Annotated in this window: 24 protein-coding genes; 12 read left to right on the forward strand and 12 right to left on the reverse strand. The window is 37.5% G+C overall.

Going from position 1 to position 18954, the window contains the following annotated elements; genetic code table 11:
- Positions 1-20: 20 nt before the first annotated feature.
- From dapA to METBO_RS09440, 5 genes are all read right to left on the reverse strand, one after another.
- Positions 21-911 carry a 4-hydroxy-tetrahydrodipicolinate synthase gene (gene dapA, locus METBO_RS09420; protein ID WP_013645477.1) on the reverse strand — a complete coding sequence of 297 codons (891 nt, stop codon included), beginning with the start codon at positions 909-911 and terminating at the stop codon, positions 21-23.
- Complete coding sequence (locus METBO_RS09425) at positions 908-2128, reverse strand: aspartate kinase (RefSeq protein ID WP_013645478.1); 1221 nt, start codon at positions 2126-2128, stop codon at positions 908-910. The genes dapA and METBO_RS09425 overlap by 4 nt, the downstream gene beginning before the upstream one ends.
- Positions 2129-2218: 90 nt before the next feature.
- Positions 2219-2410 (reverse strand): 30S ribosomal protein S17e, encoded by a 192-nt coding sequence (locus tag METBO_RS09430; protein WP_013645479.1) that lies wholly within the window; start codon positions 2408-2410, stop codon positions 2219-2221.
- 5 nt (positions 2411-2415) lie between these two features.
- Complete coding sequence (locus METBO_RS09435; RefSeq protein WP_013645480.1) at positions 2416-2709, reverse strand: chorismate mutase; 294 nt, start codon at positions 2707-2709, stop codon at positions 2416-2418.
- Complete coding sequence (locus tag METBO_RS09440; RefSeq protein WP_013645481.1) at positions 2702-3607, reverse strand: shikimate kinase; 906 nt, start codon at positions 3605-3607, stop codon at positions 2702-2704. The genes METBO_RS09435 and METBO_RS09440 overlap by 8 nt, the downstream gene beginning before the upstream one ends.
- Before the next feature lie 550 nt (positions 3608-4157).
- Here METBO_RS09440 and sppA point away from each other — a divergent pair.
- The 7 genes from sppA (at position 4158) to METBO_RS09475 (ending at position 10513) form a co-directional block, all read left to right on the forward strand.
- Positions 4158-5096, forward strand: coding sequence for a signal peptide peptidase SppA (sppA, locus tag METBO_RS09445; protein WP_013645482.1), 939 nt, complete (start codon positions 4158-4160; stop codon positions 5094-5096).
- A gap of 55 nt (positions 5097-5151) precedes the next feature.
- The gene (locus METBO_RS09450; protein ID WP_013645483.1) at positions 5152-5412 is read left to right on the forward strand and encodes an MJ0307 family thioredoxin; all 261 of its coding nucleotides are present in this window, start codon (positions 5152-5154) and stop codon (positions 5410-5412) included.
- Between the two features lie 23 nt (positions 5413-5435).
- Positions 5436-6512 (forward strand): cobalt-precorrin-5B (C(1))-methyltransferase CbiD, encoded by a 1077-nt coding sequence (cbiD, locus tag METBO_RS09455; RefSeq protein ID WP_013645484.1) that lies wholly within the window; start codon positions 5436-5438, stop codon positions 6510-6512.
- A 277-nt stretch (positions 6513-6789) separates the two neighbouring features.
- Positions 6790-7260 (forward strand): cyclic pyranopterin monophosphate synthase MoaC, encoded by a 471-nt coding sequence (gene moaC, locus METBO_RS09460; protein WP_013645485.1) that lies wholly within the window; start codon positions 6790-6792, stop codon positions 7258-7260.
- Positions 7261-7280: 20 nt separating this feature from the next.
- The gene (locus tag METBO_RS09465) at positions 7281-9362 is read left to right on the forward strand and encodes a DEAD/DEAH box helicase (protein WP_394294927.1); all 2082 of its coding nucleotides are present in this window, start codon (positions 7281-7283) and stop codon (positions 9360-9362) included.
- 25 nt (positions 9363-9387) lie between these two features.
- Entirely contained in the window at positions 9388-9927 is a 540-nt protein-coding gene (locus METBO_RS09470) for a DUF2115 domain-containing protein (RefSeq protein ID WP_013645487.1), read from the forward strand.
- 49 nt (positions 9928-9976) lie between these two features.
- Complete coding sequence (locus METBO_RS09475; protein WP_013645488.1) at positions 9977-10513, forward strand: DUF2115 domain-containing protein; 537 nt, start codon at positions 9977-9979, stop codon at positions 10511-10513.
- A gap of 32 nt (positions 10514-10545) precedes the next feature.
- Here the strand turns inward: METBO_RS09475 and METBO_RS09480 are convergent, their stop codons facing one another.
- The 4 genes from METBO_RS09480 to METBO_RS09495 form a co-directional block, all read right to left on the reverse strand.
- Positions 10546-10812, reverse strand: a complete 267-nt coding sequence (locus tag METBO_RS09480; RefSeq protein WP_013645489.1) for a hypothetical protein — start codon at positions 10810-10812, stop codon at positions 10546-10548.
- 36 nt (positions 10813-10848) lie between these two features.
- Positions 10849-11238: a DUF488 domain-containing protein gene (locus METBO_RS09485; protein ID WP_013645490.1), complete on the reverse strand. Its 390-nt coding sequence runs from the start codon at positions 11236-11238 to the stop codon at positions 10849-10851.
- 73 nt (positions 11239-11311) lie between these two features.
- Entirely contained in the window at positions 11312-11935 is a 624-nt protein-coding gene (locus METBO_RS09490) for a hypothetical protein (protein ID WP_013645491.1), read from the reverse strand.
- A 23-nt stretch (positions 11936-11958) separates the two neighbouring features.
- Positions 11959-12735 (reverse strand): EFR1 family ferrodoxin, encoded by a 777-nt coding sequence (locus tag METBO_RS09495; protein WP_013645492.1) that lies wholly within the window; start codon positions 12733-12735, stop codon positions 11959-11961.
- Between the two features lie 482 nt (positions 12736-13217).
- Here METBO_RS09495 and METBO_RS09500 point away from each other — a divergent pair, with 482 nt between their 5' ends.
- The gene (locus METBO_RS09500) at positions 13218-13634 is read left to right on the forward strand and encodes a hypothetical protein (RefSeq protein ID WP_013645493.1); all 417 of its coding nucleotides are present in this window, start codon (positions 13218-13220) and stop codon (positions 13632-13634) included.
- Here the strand turns inward: METBO_RS09500 and METBO_RS09505 are convergent.
- The gene (locus METBO_RS09505) at positions 13631-13948 is read right to left on the reverse strand and encodes a DUF2098 domain-containing protein (protein WP_013645494.1); all 318 of its coding nucleotides are present in this window, start codon (positions 13946-13948) and stop codon (positions 13631-13633) included. The two genes, METBO_RS09500 and METBO_RS09505, sit on opposite strands and share 4 nt — an antisense overlap.
- Before the next feature lie 42 nt (positions 13949-13990).
- Positions 13991-14224, reverse strand: coding sequence for a PRC-barrel domain-containing protein (locus METBO_RS09510; RefSeq protein ID WP_013645495.1), 234 nt, complete (start codon positions 14222-14224; stop codon positions 13991-13993).
- Between the two features lie 154 nt (positions 14225-14378).
- On the opposite strand from METBO_RS09510, the gene METBO_RS09515 reads away from it, so the two are divergent.
- The 4 genes from METBO_RS09515 to METBO_RS09530 all read left to right on the forward strand — a co-directional run bounded on the left by METBO_RS09515 (position 14379) and on the right by METBO_RS09530 (position 18342).
- Positions 14379-15446 carry a site-2 protease family protein gene (locus METBO_RS09515; protein ID WP_013645496.1) on the forward strand — a complete coding sequence of 356 codons (1068 nt, stop codon included), beginning with the start codon at positions 14379-14381 and terminating at the stop codon, positions 15444-15446.
- Positions 15447-15564: 118 nt separating this feature from the next.
- On the forward strand, positions 15565-17193 hold the full coding sequence (locus METBO_RS09520; protein ID WP_013645497.1) for a tRNA uridine(34) 5-carboxymethylaminomethyl modification radical SAM/GNAT enzyme Elp3: 1629 nt from the start codon (positions 15565-15567) through the stop codon (positions 17191-17193).
- Positions 17194-17217: 24 nt separating this feature from the next.
- On the forward strand, positions 17218-17883 hold the full coding sequence (gene deoC / locus METBO_RS09525) for a deoxyribose-phosphate aldolase (protein ID WP_013645498.1): 666 nt from the start codon (positions 17218-17220) through the stop codon (positions 17881-17883).
- Positions 17884-17985: 102 nt separating this feature from the next.
- On the forward strand, positions 17986-18342 hold the full coding sequence (locus METBO_RS09530) for a cyclophilin-like fold protein (RefSeq protein ID WP_013645499.1): 357 nt from the start codon (positions 17986-17988) through the stop codon (positions 18340-18342).
- On the opposite strand, the gene METBO_RS09535 is transcribed toward METBO_RS09530, so the two are convergent.
- On the reverse strand, positions 18339-18938 hold the full coding sequence (locus tag METBO_RS09535; RefSeq protein ID WP_013645500.1) for a GNAT family N-acetyltransferase: 600 nt from the start codon (positions 18936-18938) through the stop codon (positions 18339-18341). The genes METBO_RS09530 and METBO_RS09535 overlap by 4 nt on opposite strands.
- Positions 18939-18954 lie beyond the last annotated feature (16 nt).

Here is an 18954-nt window from a genome sequence, read left to right on the forward strand (position 1 = left end):
TATCCAAGGATCCCTACTTTTTAGATGAGTTCCAGATCCTTAAGAACCTCTGTAAGTTTAACTGTACTCTCATCCTTCATTGGAGCTAAAGGTAACCTTACATGTCCTGCTGGTCTTCCCATCATATTAAGTGAATCCTTTGAAGGAACAGGGTTGGATTCTATGAAGAGAACCTTCATGAGATCGTAGAGTTCGTAGTGAAGTTTGCTCGCACCGGCATAATCTCCTTCCAGTGCTTTGTTTACCATCTGACTCATTCTTGCAGGGTCAACATTTGCCACTACACTGATAACTCCCTGGGCTCCCAACGCTATCATTGGGAGGGTGAGATTATCATTTCCAGATGTTACAATGAAATCTTCGACCTGTTCTTCTTGTAATCTTTTAATAGTCGCTGAAACTTTATCCATATCAGGATTAGCCTCTTTAATTGCGACTATACCATCTAACTTTGCAACTTCAACAATGGTTTCTACTTCTATGTCTGTGCCTGTTCTTGATGGTACGTTGTAGACTATTTTAGGTATTTCAGTTTTCTCGTTTAGAAATTTGTAATGTTCAACGAGTCCATGTTGCTGGGGTTTGTTGTAGTAGGGAGTTATAACCAAGGCAGCATCTGCACCTGCATTTTCTGCGTATTGAACTAGTCCAAGAGCTTCCTTAGATGAGTTACTACCTGCACCTGCAATTGCATTGACCTTTCCATTGACCTCGTCAACCAATATATCGATCATCTTCCTCTGCTCATCATGCGTTATGGTGGCAGATTCGCCGGTTGTACCTGCTACAAGCAATCCATCAACCCCTCTATCAATGAGGTAGTTAATGTTTTCACGCATACCAGCTTCGTCAACCTCATCTTCTTTGGTGAACGGAGTCACCATGGCAACTATTGTACCTTTCAAACTCATTCTAAGACACTCCTTACAAGTTCATATGCTCTTTTACCATCCTTCCATTCTACAAAAACAACCACAGATGTCTGACTCGAAGAGATCTCAACTATGTTAATTTTCTTTTTACGCAATGGCTCTGTAATTCTGGTAATTATTCCTGGTGTGTCTATGAAATCTTGACTTGTCACTGTTATCATTGCTATGTCTGTTCCCACTGAAATTGAACTGAGATCCTGATTTTCAACAACCACTTCATGGAGGATGTTGTGTGCCCTGTCCACAATGGACTTGTCTATGAATAGGGTCACAGAATTCTGTCCAGTTGATATTCCATAAATATTAATGCTGTTCTGTGCAAGTGCATCTGTTAATTCAGACAAAACACCTGTTTTTGTTAGGATTTCCTCTCCAACAACTGCAATAACAGATATTGGCTCAACATTCAAAGCTGTTGTCTTGAGCATGTGGTTACCTGCAGGACCTATGATCTCAGTTCCTGCAGCTGAGAGATCACCGTGCTCGAATCCTATGATCTTTGCATTTATTAGCGGATCCTTGTACTTCAAAGCATGGGGATGTAAAACCTTAGCTCCGTGGGTTGCAAGGTCCCTCATTTCCTCGACAGATATCTTGTCCAATTTCTTTGCAGATTGGAGTCTGTTTGGATCAGTTGACATCACACCGCCAACATCTGTTACAATAACAACTTCCTCTGCCTTCAGGCAGTGTCCAAGCAGAAATGCAGTTATATCACTGCCACCACGACCAAGGGTGGTGATGGTTCCATCTTCGTCCCTTCCAACAAAACCACAAAGAACCGGAATAATACCCTGATCAAGGATTTTTATGAGTTCTTCACACTTCTTTTCTGTTAATTCAAAGTTGACGTCAGCATTCAAATAGTCGCTGTCGGTAATAATGGGCCATCCCTCAGCACGAGGGTCTATATATTCTGATTTAACTCCAAGGGATTCTATTGTTGATGAGAATATTCTGACGCTTGTAATTTCACCCATTGAAACTATGTCAGCCAGCTGTTTTGGTGTTATTGATTCACCTATGGCATCGTCTACTGTCTTGAGGATGTCATCTGTTGTTTTGTTAATAGCAGATACTACAACTACAACTTTTTTTCCCTTCATATACTCTTTTACAACAGATTCTGCAGCTTTTCTTATTCTATCTCCATTACCTATCGAAGTTCCACCGAATTTGGCCACTATTATTTCCATTAATACACACCTTTAAATTAACCTAAACATCAGAATAAGCAAAATTAAAAAAAAATAATAAAAAATTTCTTTGTTAGGTTTGCTTAAACTTTAATTTGATCCTTGTCTAACTAACCTGGTTACGTAACCAGCAATTTTATTCCTTAAATGTTTGGTACTCACAGTTGTGAACTCTTCAACTAATTTTTTATTTTCATCAAAATCAGTGGTGAATACACCCTCGTAAGTTTCGATTAATTCCTTTGATGTTCTCTTTACAAATGATGTTCTTATGTTTCCCATAATAATTACCTCCTCAAAATCTTATTTTGTTCTTTTTTACTCATATCAGTCAATATTTTTATTATACTGGTAAGACTAACTTCGTCAATATTTTTTTCCCTTGCTATTTGTTTGATCTTTTCATGGATATATGCTTCCCGTTTTTTGTCTTCGATTTCAATGCCAAGTACAAGCTTAGCATTTACTATGTCTCGAGCAAGCAAGGTTCTTTTTTCAACGAGATCAATTAGCAATTCATCCATTTCATCAATTTTGGTTCTTGATTCTTGAAGCAGTCTCGAAGCTTCTTCTTTATCCACTACCAATCACCCTTGTACCGGTGTTATCAACTTCAGTACGAATGATCTCTCCAGGATAGGAACTCCAAACATCAGCGATGTTGTCAATATCTCCATCTCCAGCTACAGCCACAAAGGAAGGTCCTGTTCCAGAAAGTCCAGCAGCTCTTGCACCAGCACCAATGGCATCTAACGCCATTTTTGGGTTGAACCCCAATGCCGCAGAGTATAAAATTCCATTTAAAGTTAATGCATCGTACAAATTGCCTTTAAGAGCTTCCTCGAATGCTAGTTTCACTTGTGGTGAAATGAGTTTCATTCTACTCACATCAGATTGTGCAGTGAGTGACTTTCTATTTGGCATGAACACTAATATATTTTGTTCATCCAATTTATCCATCTTTAAAATCTTCCTATTAACATTGTTGGTAACTGTGTAACCACCGAAAAAAGAAGCACTCGCATCATCAAATGCTCCTGTAATGGTTACTCCAGCCTCAAGCGATGCATCCACACCCATATTTATCAGATCATGGGAATTCAAATAATCCTCGGTAGACCCATCTAAATATTTAGTTTTCAAAGCCTCATGAGTTGCCATGATAACTGCGTTGGACGTGGCACTGCTACTGCTTAAACCAGAAGCTACAGGAAGAGTTGAAGCTGTTTTAACTGAAACTCCAGTATCAATTTCATGTTCTGGAAAGTTTTCTTTGAACTTGTCCAGTACTTTCTTGACACACTTCTCCATGAGGGTAGTGTCAACATTTCTATCGGTACTACAATTAATTGTTGATTTTGATTCTGTTAACTTAACTTCTGCCGTTACATACAACTTAATACCAAATGCAGAACCTGAGCCAGTTGATATGGCATTTATGATGGTTGCTGAACCCGGAGACTGTGCAATGGTTTTCAAAAACATCACTCCAACAATTAATTCGTATCAAAACTACTTTTTTGTGAGTTCAAATTAAGAAACACTCATAAATGATTCAACAAAACTCATTAATCAAAAAATAAGCAGTTTATATATTATAGAATTAGGATGCTATATAAATATTGAGGTTAAAAAAACCAGGATCAACACCACCATCCAATCCAACAAACGATTTTTCTATGCAACCAAATTTAACAATAGGTACATGGCAAAGGAAATCCAGACCCAACAAGGGGTTCTGAAAAATTTTATCAACCTCATGAATAGTTAAAACTGCAACATTTATTTAATCAATTCTTAAATTAATTTTATACCAAAAATAGGTGATTAATTGAATATTCAAACCATATATATTGATTATTCAGTGAAATTAATTAGCTATATAAGAAATTATAGACAGAATATTGTCTAATAAATTTTAAACATTAAACAAAATCAATTCAACTGTATTATCTGAGGGTACTGAGAGTGCCACAAACAAGATCAAGAACAGAAAATAAAAACCAGACAATAAACTCAGAGTGGTATAATGAAAAAAAACAGTAAGATCGTTCTAGGAATTCTTGTGGGGGGATCCCTTTTGGTGATAGCGCTCCTAGTCGCAACAGTATCGCTGCTTGGAGGTTCAAATTTCCTAAATTCCGCTCCAAATGGAGACACCGTAGCTGTAATACCCCTACAAGGTGAGATAGGTTATGGATCATCAGGAGTGAGTGGTGAAACAATAGTAACCCCTGAAAATGTCAAAGATGCTCTAAATCAAGCTGAATCAGATGGAACTGTAAGTTCGATTCTCATCAAAATTAACAGTCCTGGAGGATCGCCTGTTGCCAGTGAAGAGATCATGAATGCCATCAACGAAAGCAAAAAACCTGTTGTTGTATGGATAGGAGATACAGGAGCATCAGGGGCTTACCTGGCTGCATCTTCTGCCGATGATATCATTGCAAGCCCTTCCTCCATGGTCGGAAGCATAGGAGTCATAATGGGATTAACTGATCTGTCGAAGTACTACGAAAACAATGGGATCAACAAGTATTCAATAAAAGCCGGTGAGTACAAAGACATGGGATCAGATTACAGGAACTTAACAACTAACGAAACAAATATGCTTCAAGGCATGGTGAACGAAGATTACGCCCATTTCATTGACATTGTAGCTGTGAACAGAAATCTTACTGTGAATTACACCCAATCTATTGCAGAGGGTAAAATCTACACAGGTACACAGGCTAAAAATTTAAAACTTGTGAATGATACAGGTGGAGAAAAACAAGCCCTAGATGCTGCAGCAAAACTCGGCGGCATAACAGGAAGCTACAACACCATCGATATCAATCCATCTTCAGGTTTACTCGATATATTAAACAGCATGTCATCAAGAATTGCATATTCAATTGGACTGGGAATTGGAAACAATTTAAAGAACGGTACAGACAACGACTTAAAATTACCTTCGATTTATTGAATGTATATATGTAACAAGTTGCAAAAAAAAAGGTTTAGAGATTAGAGGTGAAAAAATGGTAGTCAAAGTTGAAGTATTTACATCCCCATCATGCCCATACTGCCCTATGGCTGTTCAGCTGGTGGAAGAAGTTAAAAAAGAGATGACAGAAGATTTAGAAGTAGACAAAATTGATATAATGGTTGATCAAGAAAAAGCTAGGGAATATGGTCTAATGGCAGTACCAGCAATAGCTTTAAATGGAGTTGTAAGGTTTGTTGGAGCTCCAGGTAAGGAAGAACTAATTGAAGCTATCAAAGAAGCATCCAAAGGTTAAAATAGCTCAAATAATTTATTAACATGGAAAATAGGGCAATTCTTGACAGGTACCATCTTAAGGAATCTGAATACGGAATCACCACAGGCAGTGCAGCAACCGCAGCTGCACTTGCAGCCCTTTTCTCCTTGAATGGTGAGGTTAAGGAAGTTAAGATCAACACACCACTTGGAGAAGTTATTCTGGATGTTAAACATTCAGAGAAATTAAATTCTTGTTCTGGAAGAGCTTCAGTTGTAAAGTACCCCTACGATGATCCAGATGTCACCATAAATCTTGAAGTGGTGGCCGAACTTATTCTTAAAAATGAACCTGGAATCACTGTGAAGGGTGGAGATGGTGTTGGAACAGTCACCAAACCGGGATTACAAGTACCAGTAGGATGTCCTGCAATAAATCCCACTCCAATGGAGATGATAGTATCCAATCTTGAGTCCCATTTACCCGAAGGAAAGGGTGCTGAAGTAACAATTATCGTGCCACATGGTAAGGAACTGGCAAAAAGAACTCTTAATCCACGTTTAGGAGTTGTTGGAGGTATTTCAATTCTTGGAACAACTGGATTTGCACGTTCCATGAATCTAAAAAGTTACAAAGAATCCTACAGGTGTCAAATAGATGTGGCAGTTGCAGGGGGTTACGAGTACCTAGTTTTTGTCCCTGGAAATATTGGAGAAAAAATCGCCAAACAACTGCTGGATATCGAAGAGGATCAGATAGTGCAGATGGGAAATTTCGTTGGATACATGCTTGACGAAGCTTCAAAAAAGGGTGTTAAACAGATCATGTTACTCGGCCATGCAGGAAAACTCATCAAAATATCTGCCGGCATTTTCAACACCAAACATTCTGTTGCAGATGGAAGACACGAAATTATTGCATCCCATGCAGCACTTCAAGGTGCAGATCAGCAAGTAGTTGGGCAACTATTCAAATCCACAACCACCGAAGACATGATAACTGTCCTGGAAGAAAATGGATTGAAAACTAAGGTTTTTAACAGCATCGCAAAAAAGATGAAACAACTGTGTTCCTCCAAATTCAACATGGACTTTGAAGTAACCATAGTGAACATGGAAGGAGAAATTTTAAATTCATAAATTTAATCCTATAAAATCTAATTCGTTACTAATTTTAATTATTCAAAAAATTAACAGCTACATTGGCTGTAAAAACAGTCCTAACAACTTACTATGTTTAGATCAATCAACACAGGCCCATATCTTAGACTGGATTTAGAGTCTTTAGTTTTCTCTGGTGTTTTAGAAAATTTTTTTTGATGAAAATTATCGTTATAAAAATGTTAATAAGTTGAGCTCCATATTTCATTTAAGAAATCAGATTCCAAGGAAATGTAGAGATGGAGATGAATTTTTTATGGATAACCAAGAATTTACTCATGTTACACAAAAAGGGGTTAGAATGGTGGATGTTGGAGATAAAGCTATCACCAAAAGATCTGCTAAAGCCTCAGGAAGGATATACCTCCAAGAATTTACCATAGCAAAAATTATCAAAGAAGAAATTAAGAAGGGAAACGTTCTTACAACAGCACAGATAGCAGCTATCAGTGCTGTTAAATCCACCCATCATCTGATTCCCCTTTGTCACTCCCTTAAAATAACAGGTGTCGATGTTGATTTTCAGGTAGATACTGAATTCATCGATGTAGAGGTTACTGTCAAATGTGAAGGAAAAACAGGGGTTGAAATGGAAGCCCTTACAGGTGCAAGTGTGGGACTTTTAACGATATGGGACATGGTTAAAAGTGTTGAGAAGGATGAAAATGGACAGTATCCCTCCACAAAAATCTCTGATATTGTGGTAACTGAAAAAATAAAGAATTAAACCTAAAAAAATAAACAAAAATGATATTTATGGATGCTATAGAAACCAAGGTTCACGAGATCATAAGGGAAAGTTATCCTAACATCAAGAAGTTCAACCCTGCACAACAGTCTGTTATTGATTCAGGTTATCTTGAGGATAAAACCAACTACATCATAGCCATCCCAACAGCCAGTGGAAAAACTGTTCTGGGAGTTATGGCTGCACTGACCGCCATTTTAAAGGGAGGTAAAGCAGTTTATGCTGTTCCTTTAATTTCTATCCAAAATGAAAAGGTCAAGGAATTTAAGAAATTTGAAAAATACGGTATCAAGGTGGGTAAACATCCATCATCATCGGATCTTGCTGTCATGGTGTTCGAATCATTCGATGCCATAACAAGGTTTTCCTGGAACACCTTAAACGATGTTGATCTTCTGGTGGTTGATGAATTTCACATGATTGGAGAGTACTCAAGGGGCCCTACCATGGAATGTGCAATAACCCGTTCTAAACAGTTAAACCCCGGGATGAGGATCGTTGCATTATCAGCAACCCTTCAAAACATGGGTGATCTGTCATCATGGCTGGATGCACATGTTGTTGAACACGATTTCAGACCAGTGCCCCTTTACAAGGATGTGTTGACAACTGAAGAAATGGAAACCAAAAACAAGAATGATGTGATAGTCAAAATATTAAATACATCCATAAAAGAATCTTCACAGGCCCTGGTCTTTGTATCCACAAGGAGGTTCACAGAGTCCCTCGCAAAGTACACCTCAGACAAGGTCAAACGAAAACTTTCACCTGAACAAAAAAAAGCGTTCCATGAGGTGAGTGAAAAAATATTGGACGTACCTAGGAAGAGGGGTTCACTACCAACAGCCGTGTGTCTGAAACTGGCAGAGAGTATTGAAAATGGTGTGGCATTTCATCATGCAGGTCTCTTCGACAAGCAGAAGGAAATTATTGAAGATGAATTCCGTGCAGGCAACCTTTTGATGATAACAGCAACTCCAAGCCTCATGTACGGTGTGAATTTACCATCTAAAAATGTGGTGATAAGGGATTACACCAGGTGGACCAGTCAGGGACCCCAGCCAATTCCAGTGTTTGATTACGAACAGATGTCAGGCAGAGCTGGAAGGCCAGGTTACGATACTGAAGGTTACTCTTACCTCATTGCAAAGACATTGGATGAAGCCTACAACTTGAAGGATCACTACGTTTATGGAGAAATAGAACCAACCAATTCTAAGTTAATAGAAAATAAGGATGCTGTTTACAGACAGATAATAACACAGGTGGCTTCAACACTCGCAAAAACACCCAAAGATCTTTTCAAATTTTTCTTGGAAACCTTTTATGGTTGGCAGATGTCTCACAACGAATATTTAGAATCTTTCTGTTCAGATTCCATAGAGTACGAAGTAAACACTGCACTGGAGTTTCTTGTGAAAAATGGAATTATCATGCCAACTCCAGATGGACTCAAAACAACTGAGTTTGGAATGCTCATTGCCAAGAGTAACTACACAGTTGAAACTGCAGTGAGGCTCAGGGAATTTGCATCTGTTTCTGAGGAAATTGAATCGTCCAAGTTGATATACGAGTTGAGCAAAACTCCCGATATGCCATTAATAAGTTTCAAGGGACGAAAATCGAAGGAACCTGTGAGGGACAGGTTAAACAGCGAGGGAATTTTTGTGGTGGACATTGGTTTGAGTGAGGCAACTGCAGCCACAATGCTTGAATGGATGGGTGAGAGGAACGAGTACGAAATTGAAAATGCGTTCAATGTCTACGCTGCATCCACAAGAAGATCGGCCTACGAAGCATCTTTACTCGTGAAATTTTTCAGAAATATTTGTAACATTTTAAATATTTACTCAGGTACAGACCAGCTGGACATGTTAGCTGCAAGACTTTATTATGGTGTTAAACCAGATTTAGTGCCGTTAGTTGTGAGTGTTAAAAGATTGGGAAGGAAAAGAGCCAGAGCCGTTGTTAAAGTCTTCGGTGATGATCTAAAACATGTTACCCCTGAAAAATTGACACGTATTGATGGTATAGGTCCTAAAACAGCAGAAGCCATCATTGCAAAGTTTGGTAACGGATGATCAAATTAATTGGAGAATAACTATCATGATTTTAAAGGTTGAAGACATTGATGATATGGATGAGCTTACAAGGGTTGAGTTACTGGAAAAACTGAAAAAAGAAGCCAAAAATATCCATATAAAAGACATCATGAATGCCTGCAACTTTCTTTTTGAAGAGGGAAAGTATGTTCAGCCCAGTTACAGGGAAAAATTTCATAACGCCTATTTAAAGGGTTTTATACTGAGAATCAAAGAGGTTAAGGATGATAAGTGCACAATCCAACAGTTGGTTGATATGGATGAGCTTAAAAAATCTTTAAAACTTCTGGAAGAACAGGAAATTGACCTTTTAAGGAATCATCCCCATGACCCCAATTTTTCAAAGATATATCAGATAATATCCATATACACAACCTTCGTTCTTGAAGAACCAATTCACGTGGTTGGATCAGAATTTCCAGGCGGTTTTAAGGTTAAGTTTGAAAATAAAACCTATTACTGTCCTGTTAAAGATAAACAAAAGGATAATCCCGGTGCTGTTTGCGGTTTCTGCATAGCTGAACAGGACCCCGACGTTGTTTAAACCCAAAATTTTATGAAAATAATTTACCAATTTTTTTAAGTGATATACCATGGCAAAATCCATTGAAGAACTTGATTTAACTCACAAACTCAGTAGAAATGAACTTAAGGATGTTGTTAAATCAGAAGCAGGAAACATTCACATCAAGGATATCATGCTTGCTGCATCATTTTTAAGGGATGATGCCCAGTACATGCCAAAATCCTACAGGGATGATTACATAGAAAGATTTTCCAAATCCTTCTTCTCCAGGGTGAAGGAGATCAAGGATGATAAGAAAAATTATCCTGGAGATGTTAACAGAAAGGATCTAGTTGAATTTCTTGAACTCCTGGATGAACAGAGTAAAAATGCCAGGACCCAACAAGAAAAATGTTTTGTTAAAATTGCAAGGATCATAAGCACCTACACAACCTTCGTGTGCCAAGAACCCATCCATCCCGTTGGAACCAAATTTCCAGGAGGATTTGTGCTCCACATTGAAAATGGTAACTATATGTGTCCAGTGAAACAGCGTCAGATGAAAAATCCAAGTGCCCTTTGCAAATTCTGTGTTTCAGTACAAGATAAAAAAGCCATAAGCTGATAAAAAAAAGATTAACCCACTTCAAATCCAATTCACTTCTTTTTAAAAATAGATATCCATGTTACTTCGACCTTGCCCCTCTTCTGGGTCATGAGGTTGTCCATCAGATCCAGTTTGTCTTCAAATTCATCCATGTATCTTTCTTTGAACAATCTCCATCTTTTTGGATCGTCGGTCCATTCCTCAACCTCGGTAACTTGATCTTCCTTAACAATTTCAGATGAGGATAGTTTGGCCTCAATTTCCTTCATTGCATCGGTTTTTGTATTGATTTGAGGAGATTTTTTCAGTTTTATCATGCTTCTGCCCCAAAAAATTTGTAGGTAACAGTATTTTTAAGATCCGTGAATTCTTGAAATACTGGTTTTAACAGTTTTTGTTGGCTGGTTGAGTAGTTCCCCCAAAACAACTGCGTTGTTATGATCTTCGTCCTTTGCAGAGTAAAGGAGTGTGACTTTTTCATGGGATTTAGCCATGGTTTTCAGTTGTTTCAGAAGATCCTTTTTTTCGTTAAGCTCGTTAAGGTAGCGAGTTTTAAATTCTGGCCACTTATCAAGTTCATGATTGTACCATTTCCTTAGTTCATTTGAGGGTGCAATATCCTTTATCCACCCGTCAAGATTTGCCCTTTCCTTTGAAACTCCCCTGGGCCATAACCTGTCCACGAGAACTCTGTAGCCATCTTCTTCTTCAGGTTCTTCATAGATTCTTTTAAGTTTGAACAATGTTTCACCAGATAGTATTATGTTTTTTATGACTAATAATTATTTTTTTCTATCAGATGTGTTTTAGTTCAGTTTATAAATCTAAAAAACATCTTTCAACATAACATTTTGCTGCTGAACGTGTTCTGGAACTTGAACTGTTTAACTGGGACTTGATAAACTCTTCTATCCTATCTTTATCACCGGGATCTGAAGGAATTTTTCTGAGGGTTTCAATCACGTAAACCTTGAGCAGGTCCTTCTGTCTTCCTTTAAATGTTTCATCCGTGCTTAAAAGGTTAGAAATTATTTTGGATCTGAGTTCTGGTTTGTTTTCTATTATTTTTCCAGAGCTCAATATGACGTGGGATGCTGGCAGGGTTTTTTCACCGCCGAGTAAGCTGAAGTAATCGTCAAAAATGGTTTCAAACTTATTTTCAGTGTCAGAAGCTGTTAAATTTGCTAATAAATATATTGCAACGTACTGTTCGTTAGAATTGTTGCTTACCAACATTTCATGCAAGTAATCCCATTTAGGATACAAGATATCTCCATTGTTATCTGCCACCACCATGAGGGCATTGAATGAATTAGTTCTCACGGTTTTATCCTTGGATCTTATCCCTATTATCAGTTCTTTGAATAATTCTGTGTTGTTTAGACTTTCAAGTGCTAATTTTTTAGTATCAACACCTTTTTCTCCTAGATCGTAGTCCATTTTACCACCTTAACCATTATTTGTTATTTAAACTCCTTAGGTTTTACTGCACTGTATGTTTTACCTTGGTAGTTAAATATGGAGACCAGAGCATTAAATGGACACATGGAAACACAACGCATACAGTACTCACAGCTATTTCCAATTAAAGGATATTCACCCATTTTTATATTGTTGCTTGGACAAATATCCCTACATATCCCGCATTTATCGCACCTTAATTTGTCCACCTTGAATTTAAGAATTTTTTGATGGACAGATGTGGCAGTCAGTCTTATTCCCATTTTTGATATGAATCTCATGACCTCAGGAAGTAGTGGAAAATGTCCCCATTTTGATTCATTGTTTAACAACGATAATGCATAATTTTCAGCCTTTAAAAGTCCTTCTTCAACTTTTTTGGTGTTTACGGTGCTGTCTTGTATGTAAAATATGTTCAGGGGCATTACAATTTCACAGGCCCCAATTGTTTTGTATCCCTTTGATTCTAGGATCGATTTTAGCGGACCAACTATGCCTCCTGAGTACCCTCCTAGTGTGTCTATCATGAATATTTCTGTTCCATCTACATCTGGAAGTTCTTTGATAAATTTCCAAACCAGATCATATGTAGAAAGGACTGCAACTGGAAATCCAAGTCCTATTGTACACTCTGTATTCACATCATCTGGCATTGATTTTTCAATCCTTTTCAAATGAACTTCATGTCCTTTGGATTGGAATACTTCGGACATTCTTTTTACAACAAGTAATGTGTTGCCAGTTCCGCTAAAGAAATAGAAATCAATACAATGGTTCATAATGATGGTTTAGTGGGTGGGTGATTAATAATTTTTTGGATGGATCATACTTTTTCCATAGTATTATGAGAATTTTAGCCCAATAAATTGGGGTTGAAACAAGTTTTTATAGGACAAAATATAGGATTTACCCTTAAAAATACTCATTAATACTAGATTTTTTAATACATGGTTCATTCTCTTTAAATCCCAGCTCTTAAGACTTAAATTATCCTTGGAAATCATTTTAAATCCTTGATTTCTGGTTTTAATATAATATTATCAAAGTATATACCATAGTTTGGACAAACATATTTTTAGAAAAATCTTGAAAAAAAGTTTTCCTTTGAATTGTTTGTAGATTTTTTTTACGAAATTAATTAATTCTTAAATAAGAATATAATATTGGAGAGGATAGTATTAGCGATTTAAATGAGTTTTTAGAAGATTCTGGTAAAATTGAAGTTATTAACAATTTTGACCTAAAAATTTCTAATTTTGAAATGGAATTAAAAACCCTTGAATCTGAAAGAAATAAATATCTAATTATGGTTTCTCAAGAAGAGAAAAAAATTGAAGAATTTGAATCTGAAACATCCGATGAAGATGTTTGTAAATCAATCAACAAATGTAACCAGGAATTAGAAAAAATTGGAGTTCAAGTATCTGACCTGAACATTAAAATATCTGAAAAAACAGTAACCCTCGAAGAGCTTCAGTCTGAAAGGGATGAACTAGTAAAAAAGAGTTTGATGATGCTCCATTCCAGCTTAAAAAAGGAACATCAAAGGGCAGATAAGGAACATGCACGCTACGTGGAACTCTACACGAAAGAAAGGGCTAAAAAACATGAAATTGAGCGTAAAATGATGAACCTTAAGATGATGGTTTACCATAATTATGGTTTGAGGCTGGTTTAACCTCCACCGTCACAAAGTTCATTGCTCATATCTACATTTTCAAATTTGGTCTTAGACCTTTGAACCTTATCTTTAACATCTTCTTTTTCATTTACCTTTTCTGATTTGAAAATGGTATGATTCTTGATCTTGAGGTAGTCTTCTTCCCTTATGACTTCAAGGGAATCTGTTTTGTACCACAGTTCAGTTGTGTCTAAAAGAACCCAACTTCCTTCATCATCAGATTTTAAGTCGGTTACTTCACCGGTACTGCCTGTGCCAGTGTATCTTACATGGTTTCCCTTAGTTATTGGTATTCCCCTAACATCTTCCAAAATTTTCACCCCTACAAATTTTCAGTCATTATTAAGGAATGTTCAATCAATATCAAGATCTTCCCTTGCAAGGTTCAGGAGAAGGTAATCTCCCATGACCTTAACATCAGATGGTTTGATCTGGACATCCTTCCTTCTTATTCCAAATTCACCAGTTGATATTGATATAAAATTAATTACCCCTTCTTTAGGGTTTATTAACATGTCTGAAATCTTTCCTATTTCAAATCCGTTTTTGTCAAACACTCTTGTTCCTAGAAATTCACTAACGTTCATTGAAACACCTGAATATATATTTATTTTTTGATTCACTTTAATTTTATTAACTGAAAATAACCTTGAGGATTAATTAATGTATGTTCCTATTAATAGTTTCCTCAACAATAATATTATATAAATAAAAAAAAGTTTTGAGGTGAACCATCTGAAGATGAAGTACTCCTTTAAAATATTCAGTATTTTTGGAATACCTGTTGAATTACATATTTCGTTCCTTGTTTTAATCGTCCTTATCTACATAATTGCTCTGCTTAATGTGGTATCCTACGTTACCCTTTTAACTGCTGTTTTAATCACACTCATATTTGTTTCTGTGGTACTACACGAACTTGCCCACTGTTACGTAGCAAAAAGGTACGGTATTGGTATTGAAAGAATAGTTCTTCTCCCAATAGGCGGTATTTCTGAGATGGAAGAAATTCCCAAGGATCCAAAAAAGGAATTGAGAATTGCCCTTGCAGGTCCTGTTTCCAACCTGTTGATTGGGGGAATATGTTATCTTATTTTAATCCTAAGCTTGGCTTACATTTCAAAAACCATCCAAGCGGCAATTTACTACTTCGTCTTCGTGAATATTCTTCTGGGATTTTTCAACCTGTTACCTGCCTTTCCAATGGATGGTGGACGAATATTACGGGCTTTTCTTGCAGAAAGAATGAATTTTATAGATGCCACCAAGTTGGCTGCAAACATTGGGAAACAACTGGCAATAATCATGGCACTGGTTGGGATCTTCTTTAATTTTCTACTCATACTCGTGGCTGTCTACGTGTACCTAGGTGCCCAAGCAGAATATCAAACAGTGCTGTTGTCAACCCTCCTTGAAAATGAAAAAGTCAAAGATGTGATGACAACAACAGTTCACACAGTTAAACCCAGTAACACAGTGAAGGAAACCTTGAAGATCATGTTTAAAGAAAAGCACATGGGCTACCCAGTAACAGATGATGGGCATCTCATTGGAATCGTAACCTTCCATGATCTATCTAAGATTCCAGAGGCTGAAAAGGATACACTCATAAATGACATCATGACCAAAGACCTTGTTGTATCGGATCCAGAAGAAAGCCTGATGGAAACACTTGAAAAACTTAACAGAAATCGAATTGGAAGGGTTCCCATTGTTTGGGAAAACAGACTCGTTGGTATTGTATCTAAAACAGATATTACCACTGTCTTGGATATGAAGCAAAATTTGCTTGAAAAAAAGAAAAAGTAACCCTTCAAAATCATTACATGGCATGAAAAAATTAATTTCATCAACAACAAAAGAAACTAGTTATTGGATACATGACTAAAATATTAGTATTTTAGGAAACAATTTTGTGGAGATATTCATGGAAGACGCATGCAGATTTATCATAGATGAAATACTCACAGGCAAGATTAACAGCAAAAGAGACCTTGAAAAGGTTAAGTTAAAGGCATGTAGAGACTTCAAATTAATGGAATTTATGAGTAATTCATTGATACTCGAGAAGGCCAGTCCTGAGGAAAGGAAGATCATAGCACCGATTATCCGAAAAAAACCCACCAGAACCATATCAGGTGTTGCTGTGGTGGCTGTTATGTGCAAACCACATAAATGCCCCCATGGAAGATGTACCTACTGTCCAGAAAGTGAAGTTGCACCACCAAGTTACACAGGAGAAGAACCAGCAGCACTCAGGGCAAGGATGTACAAATTTGATCCCTATATGCAGACTTACAACAGGCTATTACAACTTGAAAGTATTGGACATCCCATTGACAAAGTGGAACTCATTGTAATGGGAGGCACATTTCCATCCTACAATGTATGTTACCAAGAATGGTTCATAACAAAATGTTTAAGGGCAATGAATGACTTTGGATTGGAAGATCTTGACACCAAGGTTAAGATCAGGAAAACTGGAGAGTTAAAAGTTCCAGAAGACTTCGCGTACCTCAAAGATGTACAGATAAAAAATGAGCTGTCCAGTGTGAGGTGTGTGGGCATGACCTTCGAAACCCGGCCTGACTACGCAAAAATTGAAGACATCGATCGAATGCTTAACATGGGAGTTACAAGGGTTGAACTTGGAGTTCAAACCATATACAACTTTATCTACAAACGTATCGAAAGAGGCCATAGGGTGGAGGATGCAGTGAAATCAGCCCAGTATCTTAGGGACTCTGGAATCAAGGTAGCGTTTCATATGATGCCTGGACTTTTCTCAGACCCGGATCGTGACATGAGAATATTTCACAGGATCTTTGAAGATGAAAAATTCAGACCCGACATGATAAAAATATATCCATGCCTGGTTACCAAGGGCTCAAAACTCTACGACCTATGGAAAGCCGGAGATTATGAACCCTACAGCACCGAAGATGCCGTTGATCTAATAGTTAAAGTGAAGAAAATACTTCCTAAATGGGTCAGAACCATGAGGATACAACGGGACATACCTTCACAGCTTATAGAAGCTGGTGTGAAAAAATCTAACCTTGGAGAACTGGTTTACAACAAGTTGGAAGGGGAAGGTGTGAACTGTAAATGTATCCGGTGCCGTGAAGTTGGACACAGAGCCGCCAATGGAGTAATTCCAGATTTCCACAATGTTGACCTGGTTAAAACAGAATACAATGCTGCTGGAGGACGTGAAATATTCCTTTCACAGGAAGACCTGAGCAAAGACATTTTAATGGGATTTTTAAGGCTCAGAATACCATCTGAAAATGCCCATAGGGTTGAGGTAGATGATAAAACAGCACTCATAAGGGAGCTGCATGTCTACGGTCAAATGGCAGAAATTGGACAAAAGAGTGATGAACTGTACCAGCACATGGGATTCGGAGAACAACTGCTTCAGGAAGCTGAGAGAGTAGCGTCTGAAGAATTTGACAGGAAAAAACTCCTAATAATCAGTGGTTTGGGAGCCAGAGATTACTACAGAAAATTTGGATACGAATTAGAAGGACCCTACATGTCTAAAAAAATTTAATGTGAGTAATGGAGTTGGTTTAATATGATGACACCTGAAAAGTTAGCAAAAATGATTGACCATACCAATGTAAAGCCCAATGCAAGCACAGAAGATATTAATGCCCTTTGTGAGGAAGCATCGGAGTACAACTTTGCATGTGCATGTGTGACCCCTGTTAACGTTGCACTTGCAAGTGAACTTCTGAAGGGTACAGATGTTGGTGTGTGTGCAGTGATTGGTTTTCCATTCGGAACATCTAAATCAGAAATTAAAGCATTCGAAGCACTTGTAGCAGTTGAGGATGGTGCTAACGAGTTAGATATGGTTCTAAATATAGGTGCGCTTAAATCAGGTTTGTCACGTATGGTTGAGAGGGACATTGAGCACGTTGTAGAATCAGCAGAGGGCATGGTTGTCAAGGTCATTATAGAAACTGCTCTTTTAACTGATGATGAGAAGGTTGAAGCATGTATGCTTGCCAAATCTGCAGGGGCAGATTATGTTAAAACTTCCACTGGTGTGGGTTTTCCAGGTGCAAATGCAGCAGATGTTAAACTTCTAAGGGAAACAGTCGGACAAAAAATGGGTGTAAAGGCTTCAGGCGGTATCAGAAACCTAAAATCTGCACTGGAAATGATTGAAGCTGGAGCATCTAAAATTGGAACTTCTGCAGGACCCTCAATCATGAATGGTTTTAAAGAGTTGTGAATCATGGAGAAATTTTAAAGAACATGGTTTAACAAACACTTAAACAATTGCCGGAGAATTTGGGTTTTACAGAGAAAATCTATTTGGGAGAACTGAACCACTATGAAGATTGAAATAGAAGTGATTGGAAAGGGAAAGGCCGAAGGAGTTTTGGATGATAGAAATCCAATAACAGCCAAACAAATATTTAACAACCTTCCATTTGAGGGAGAGGCAAATATTTGGCTTGAAGAAGTCTACTTCGATGCCCCAATTAAGGAGGAGTATGAAAACCCATCAACCAGTACTTCCAAGGGAGATATTTCATATTGGCCTCCAGGACCTGCTTTTTGTATTTTTTACGGTCAATCTCAACCCGCATCAGCAGTTAACAATATTGGAGAGATTCTTTCAAATCTTGAGCTGTTTAAAGAAGTGGAAAATGATGATAAAATTATCATCAGAAAATTAGAAGACTAAAAAAACTTTTTAGTCATTGTAACCCTATTTTTTCTTGTTTTAAATCCATTTTTATGGTAAAAATCCTTTGCAGGAACATTGCTGTTGGTTGAAAGCTGAAAACTTTCAATATTCTTGAGTTCAGGATGGTTCTCAACGTAGTCCATGAGTAACGATCCAATACCCTGGCCCTGATACTTGGAGGATACAAAAAATTCATCGATAAAAAATTCATCACCACTCCACCAAGAACGTGAATGACCTAAACATGCAGCCACCAGCTCAGAATTTTGATACACAACGAAACCACTGAAAACAGGATTTTCTATGAGTTCTCTTAGATATTCTTTGACCCTTGAAAGTCTGAACCATTCATCATTCCATGGTTGTTGTGAAAAAACTTCTTGGTAGAGTTTTGCTGAGTTATCAAGGTCCTCTTGGGAAAATTTCTTAAATTCCAACCCATCCATGTACTTTACGAAATTCTGATTATCAACCTCTAATTTTGAGATAAATCCGTCTAAAAGGATTTCATTTAATAAAAACGAGCCATGTTTTTTGACATGTTCAGTTACATGAGAATTTACGTGTTCCTTAACAGCTGACTTCATAGACATGATAAAAACCACCCCA

This window comes from Methanobacterium lacus (assembly GCF_000191585.1).
Taxonomy (GTDB): domain Archaea; phylum Methanobacteriota; class Methanobacteria; order Methanobacteriales; family Methanobacteriaceae; genus Methanobacterium_B; species Methanobacterium_B lacus.

Excerpts from the sequence above, each read along its gene's own strand:
- dapA (WP_013645477.1), bottom strand. The coding sequence starts at position 911 with ATGAGTTTGAAAGGTACAATAGTTGCCATGGTGACTCCGTTCACCAAA.
- METBO_RS09425 (WP_013645478.1), bottom strand. The coding sequence starts at position 2,128 with ATGGAAATAATAGTGGCCAAATTCGGTGGAACTTCGATAGGTAATGGA.
- METBO_RS09430 (WP_013645479.1), bottom strand. The coding sequence starts at position 2,410 with ATGGGAAACATAAGAACATCATTTGTAAAGAGAACATCAAAGGAATTA.
- sppA (WP_013645482.1), top strand. The coding sequence starts at position 4,158 with ATGAAAAAAAACAGTAAGATCGTTCTAGGAATTCTTGTGGGGGGATCC.
- METBO_RS09450 (WP_013645483.1), top strand. The coding sequence starts at position 5,152 with ATGGTAGTCAAAGTTGAAGTATTTACATCCCCATCATGCCCATACTGC.
- cbiD (WP_013645484.1), top strand. The coding sequence starts at position 5,436 with ATGGAAAATAGGGCAATTCTTGACAGGTACCATCTTAAGGAATCTGAA.
- moaC (WP_013645485.1), top strand. The coding sequence starts at position 6,790 with ATGGATAACCAAGAATTTACTCATGTTACACAAAAAGGGGTTAGAATG.
- METBO_RS09465 (WP_394294927.1), top strand. The coding sequence starts at position 7,281 with ATGATATTTATGGATGCTATAGAAACCAAGGTTCACGAGATCATAAGG.
- METBO_RS09470 (WP_013645487.1), top strand. The coding sequence starts at position 9,388 with ATGATTTTAAAGGTTGAAGACATTGATGATATGGATGAGCTTACAAGG.
- METBO_RS09475 (WP_013645488.1), top strand. The coding sequence starts at position 9,977 with ATGGCAAAATCCATTGAAGAACTTGATTTAACTCACAAACTCAGTAGA.
- METBO_RS09480 (WP_013645489.1), bottom strand. The coding sequence starts at position 10,812 with ATGATAAAACTGAAAAAATCTCCTCAAATCAATACAAAAACCGATGCA.
- METBO_RS09490 (WP_013645491.1), bottom strand. The coding sequence starts at position 11,935 with ATGGACTACGATCTAGGAGAAAAAGGTGTTGATACTAAAAAATTAGCA.
- METBO_RS09495 (WP_013645492.1), bottom strand. The coding sequence starts at position 12,735 with ATGAACCATTGTATTGATTTCTATTTCTTTAGCGGAACTGGCAACACA.
- METBO_RS09500 (WP_013645493.1), top strand. The coding sequence starts at position 13,218 with ATGGAATTAAAAACCCTTGAATCTGAAAGAAATAAATATCTAATTATG.
- METBO_RS09510 (WP_013645495.1), bottom strand. The coding sequence starts at position 14,224 with ATGAACGTTAGTGAATTTCTAGGAACAAGAGTGTTTGACAAAAACGGA.
- METBO_RS09515 (WP_013645496.1), top strand. The coding sequence starts at position 14,379 with ATGAAGTACTCCTTTAAAATATTCAGTATTTTTGGAATACCTGTTGAA.
- METBO_RS09520 (WP_013645497.1), top strand. The coding sequence starts at position 15,565 with ATGGAAGACGCATGCAGATTTATCATAGATGAAATACTCACAGGCAAG.
- deoC (WP_013645498.1), top strand. The coding sequence starts at position 17,218 with ATGATGACACCTGAAAAGTTAGCAAAAATGATTGACCATACCAATGTA.
- METBO_RS09530 (WP_013645499.1), top strand. The coding sequence starts at position 17,986 with ATGAAGATTGAAATAGAAGTGATTGGAAAGGGAAAGGCCGAAGGAGTT.
- METBO_RS09535 (WP_013645500.1), bottom strand. The coding sequence starts at position 18,938 with ATGTCTATGAAGTCAGCTGTTAAGGAACACGTAAATTCTCATGTAACT.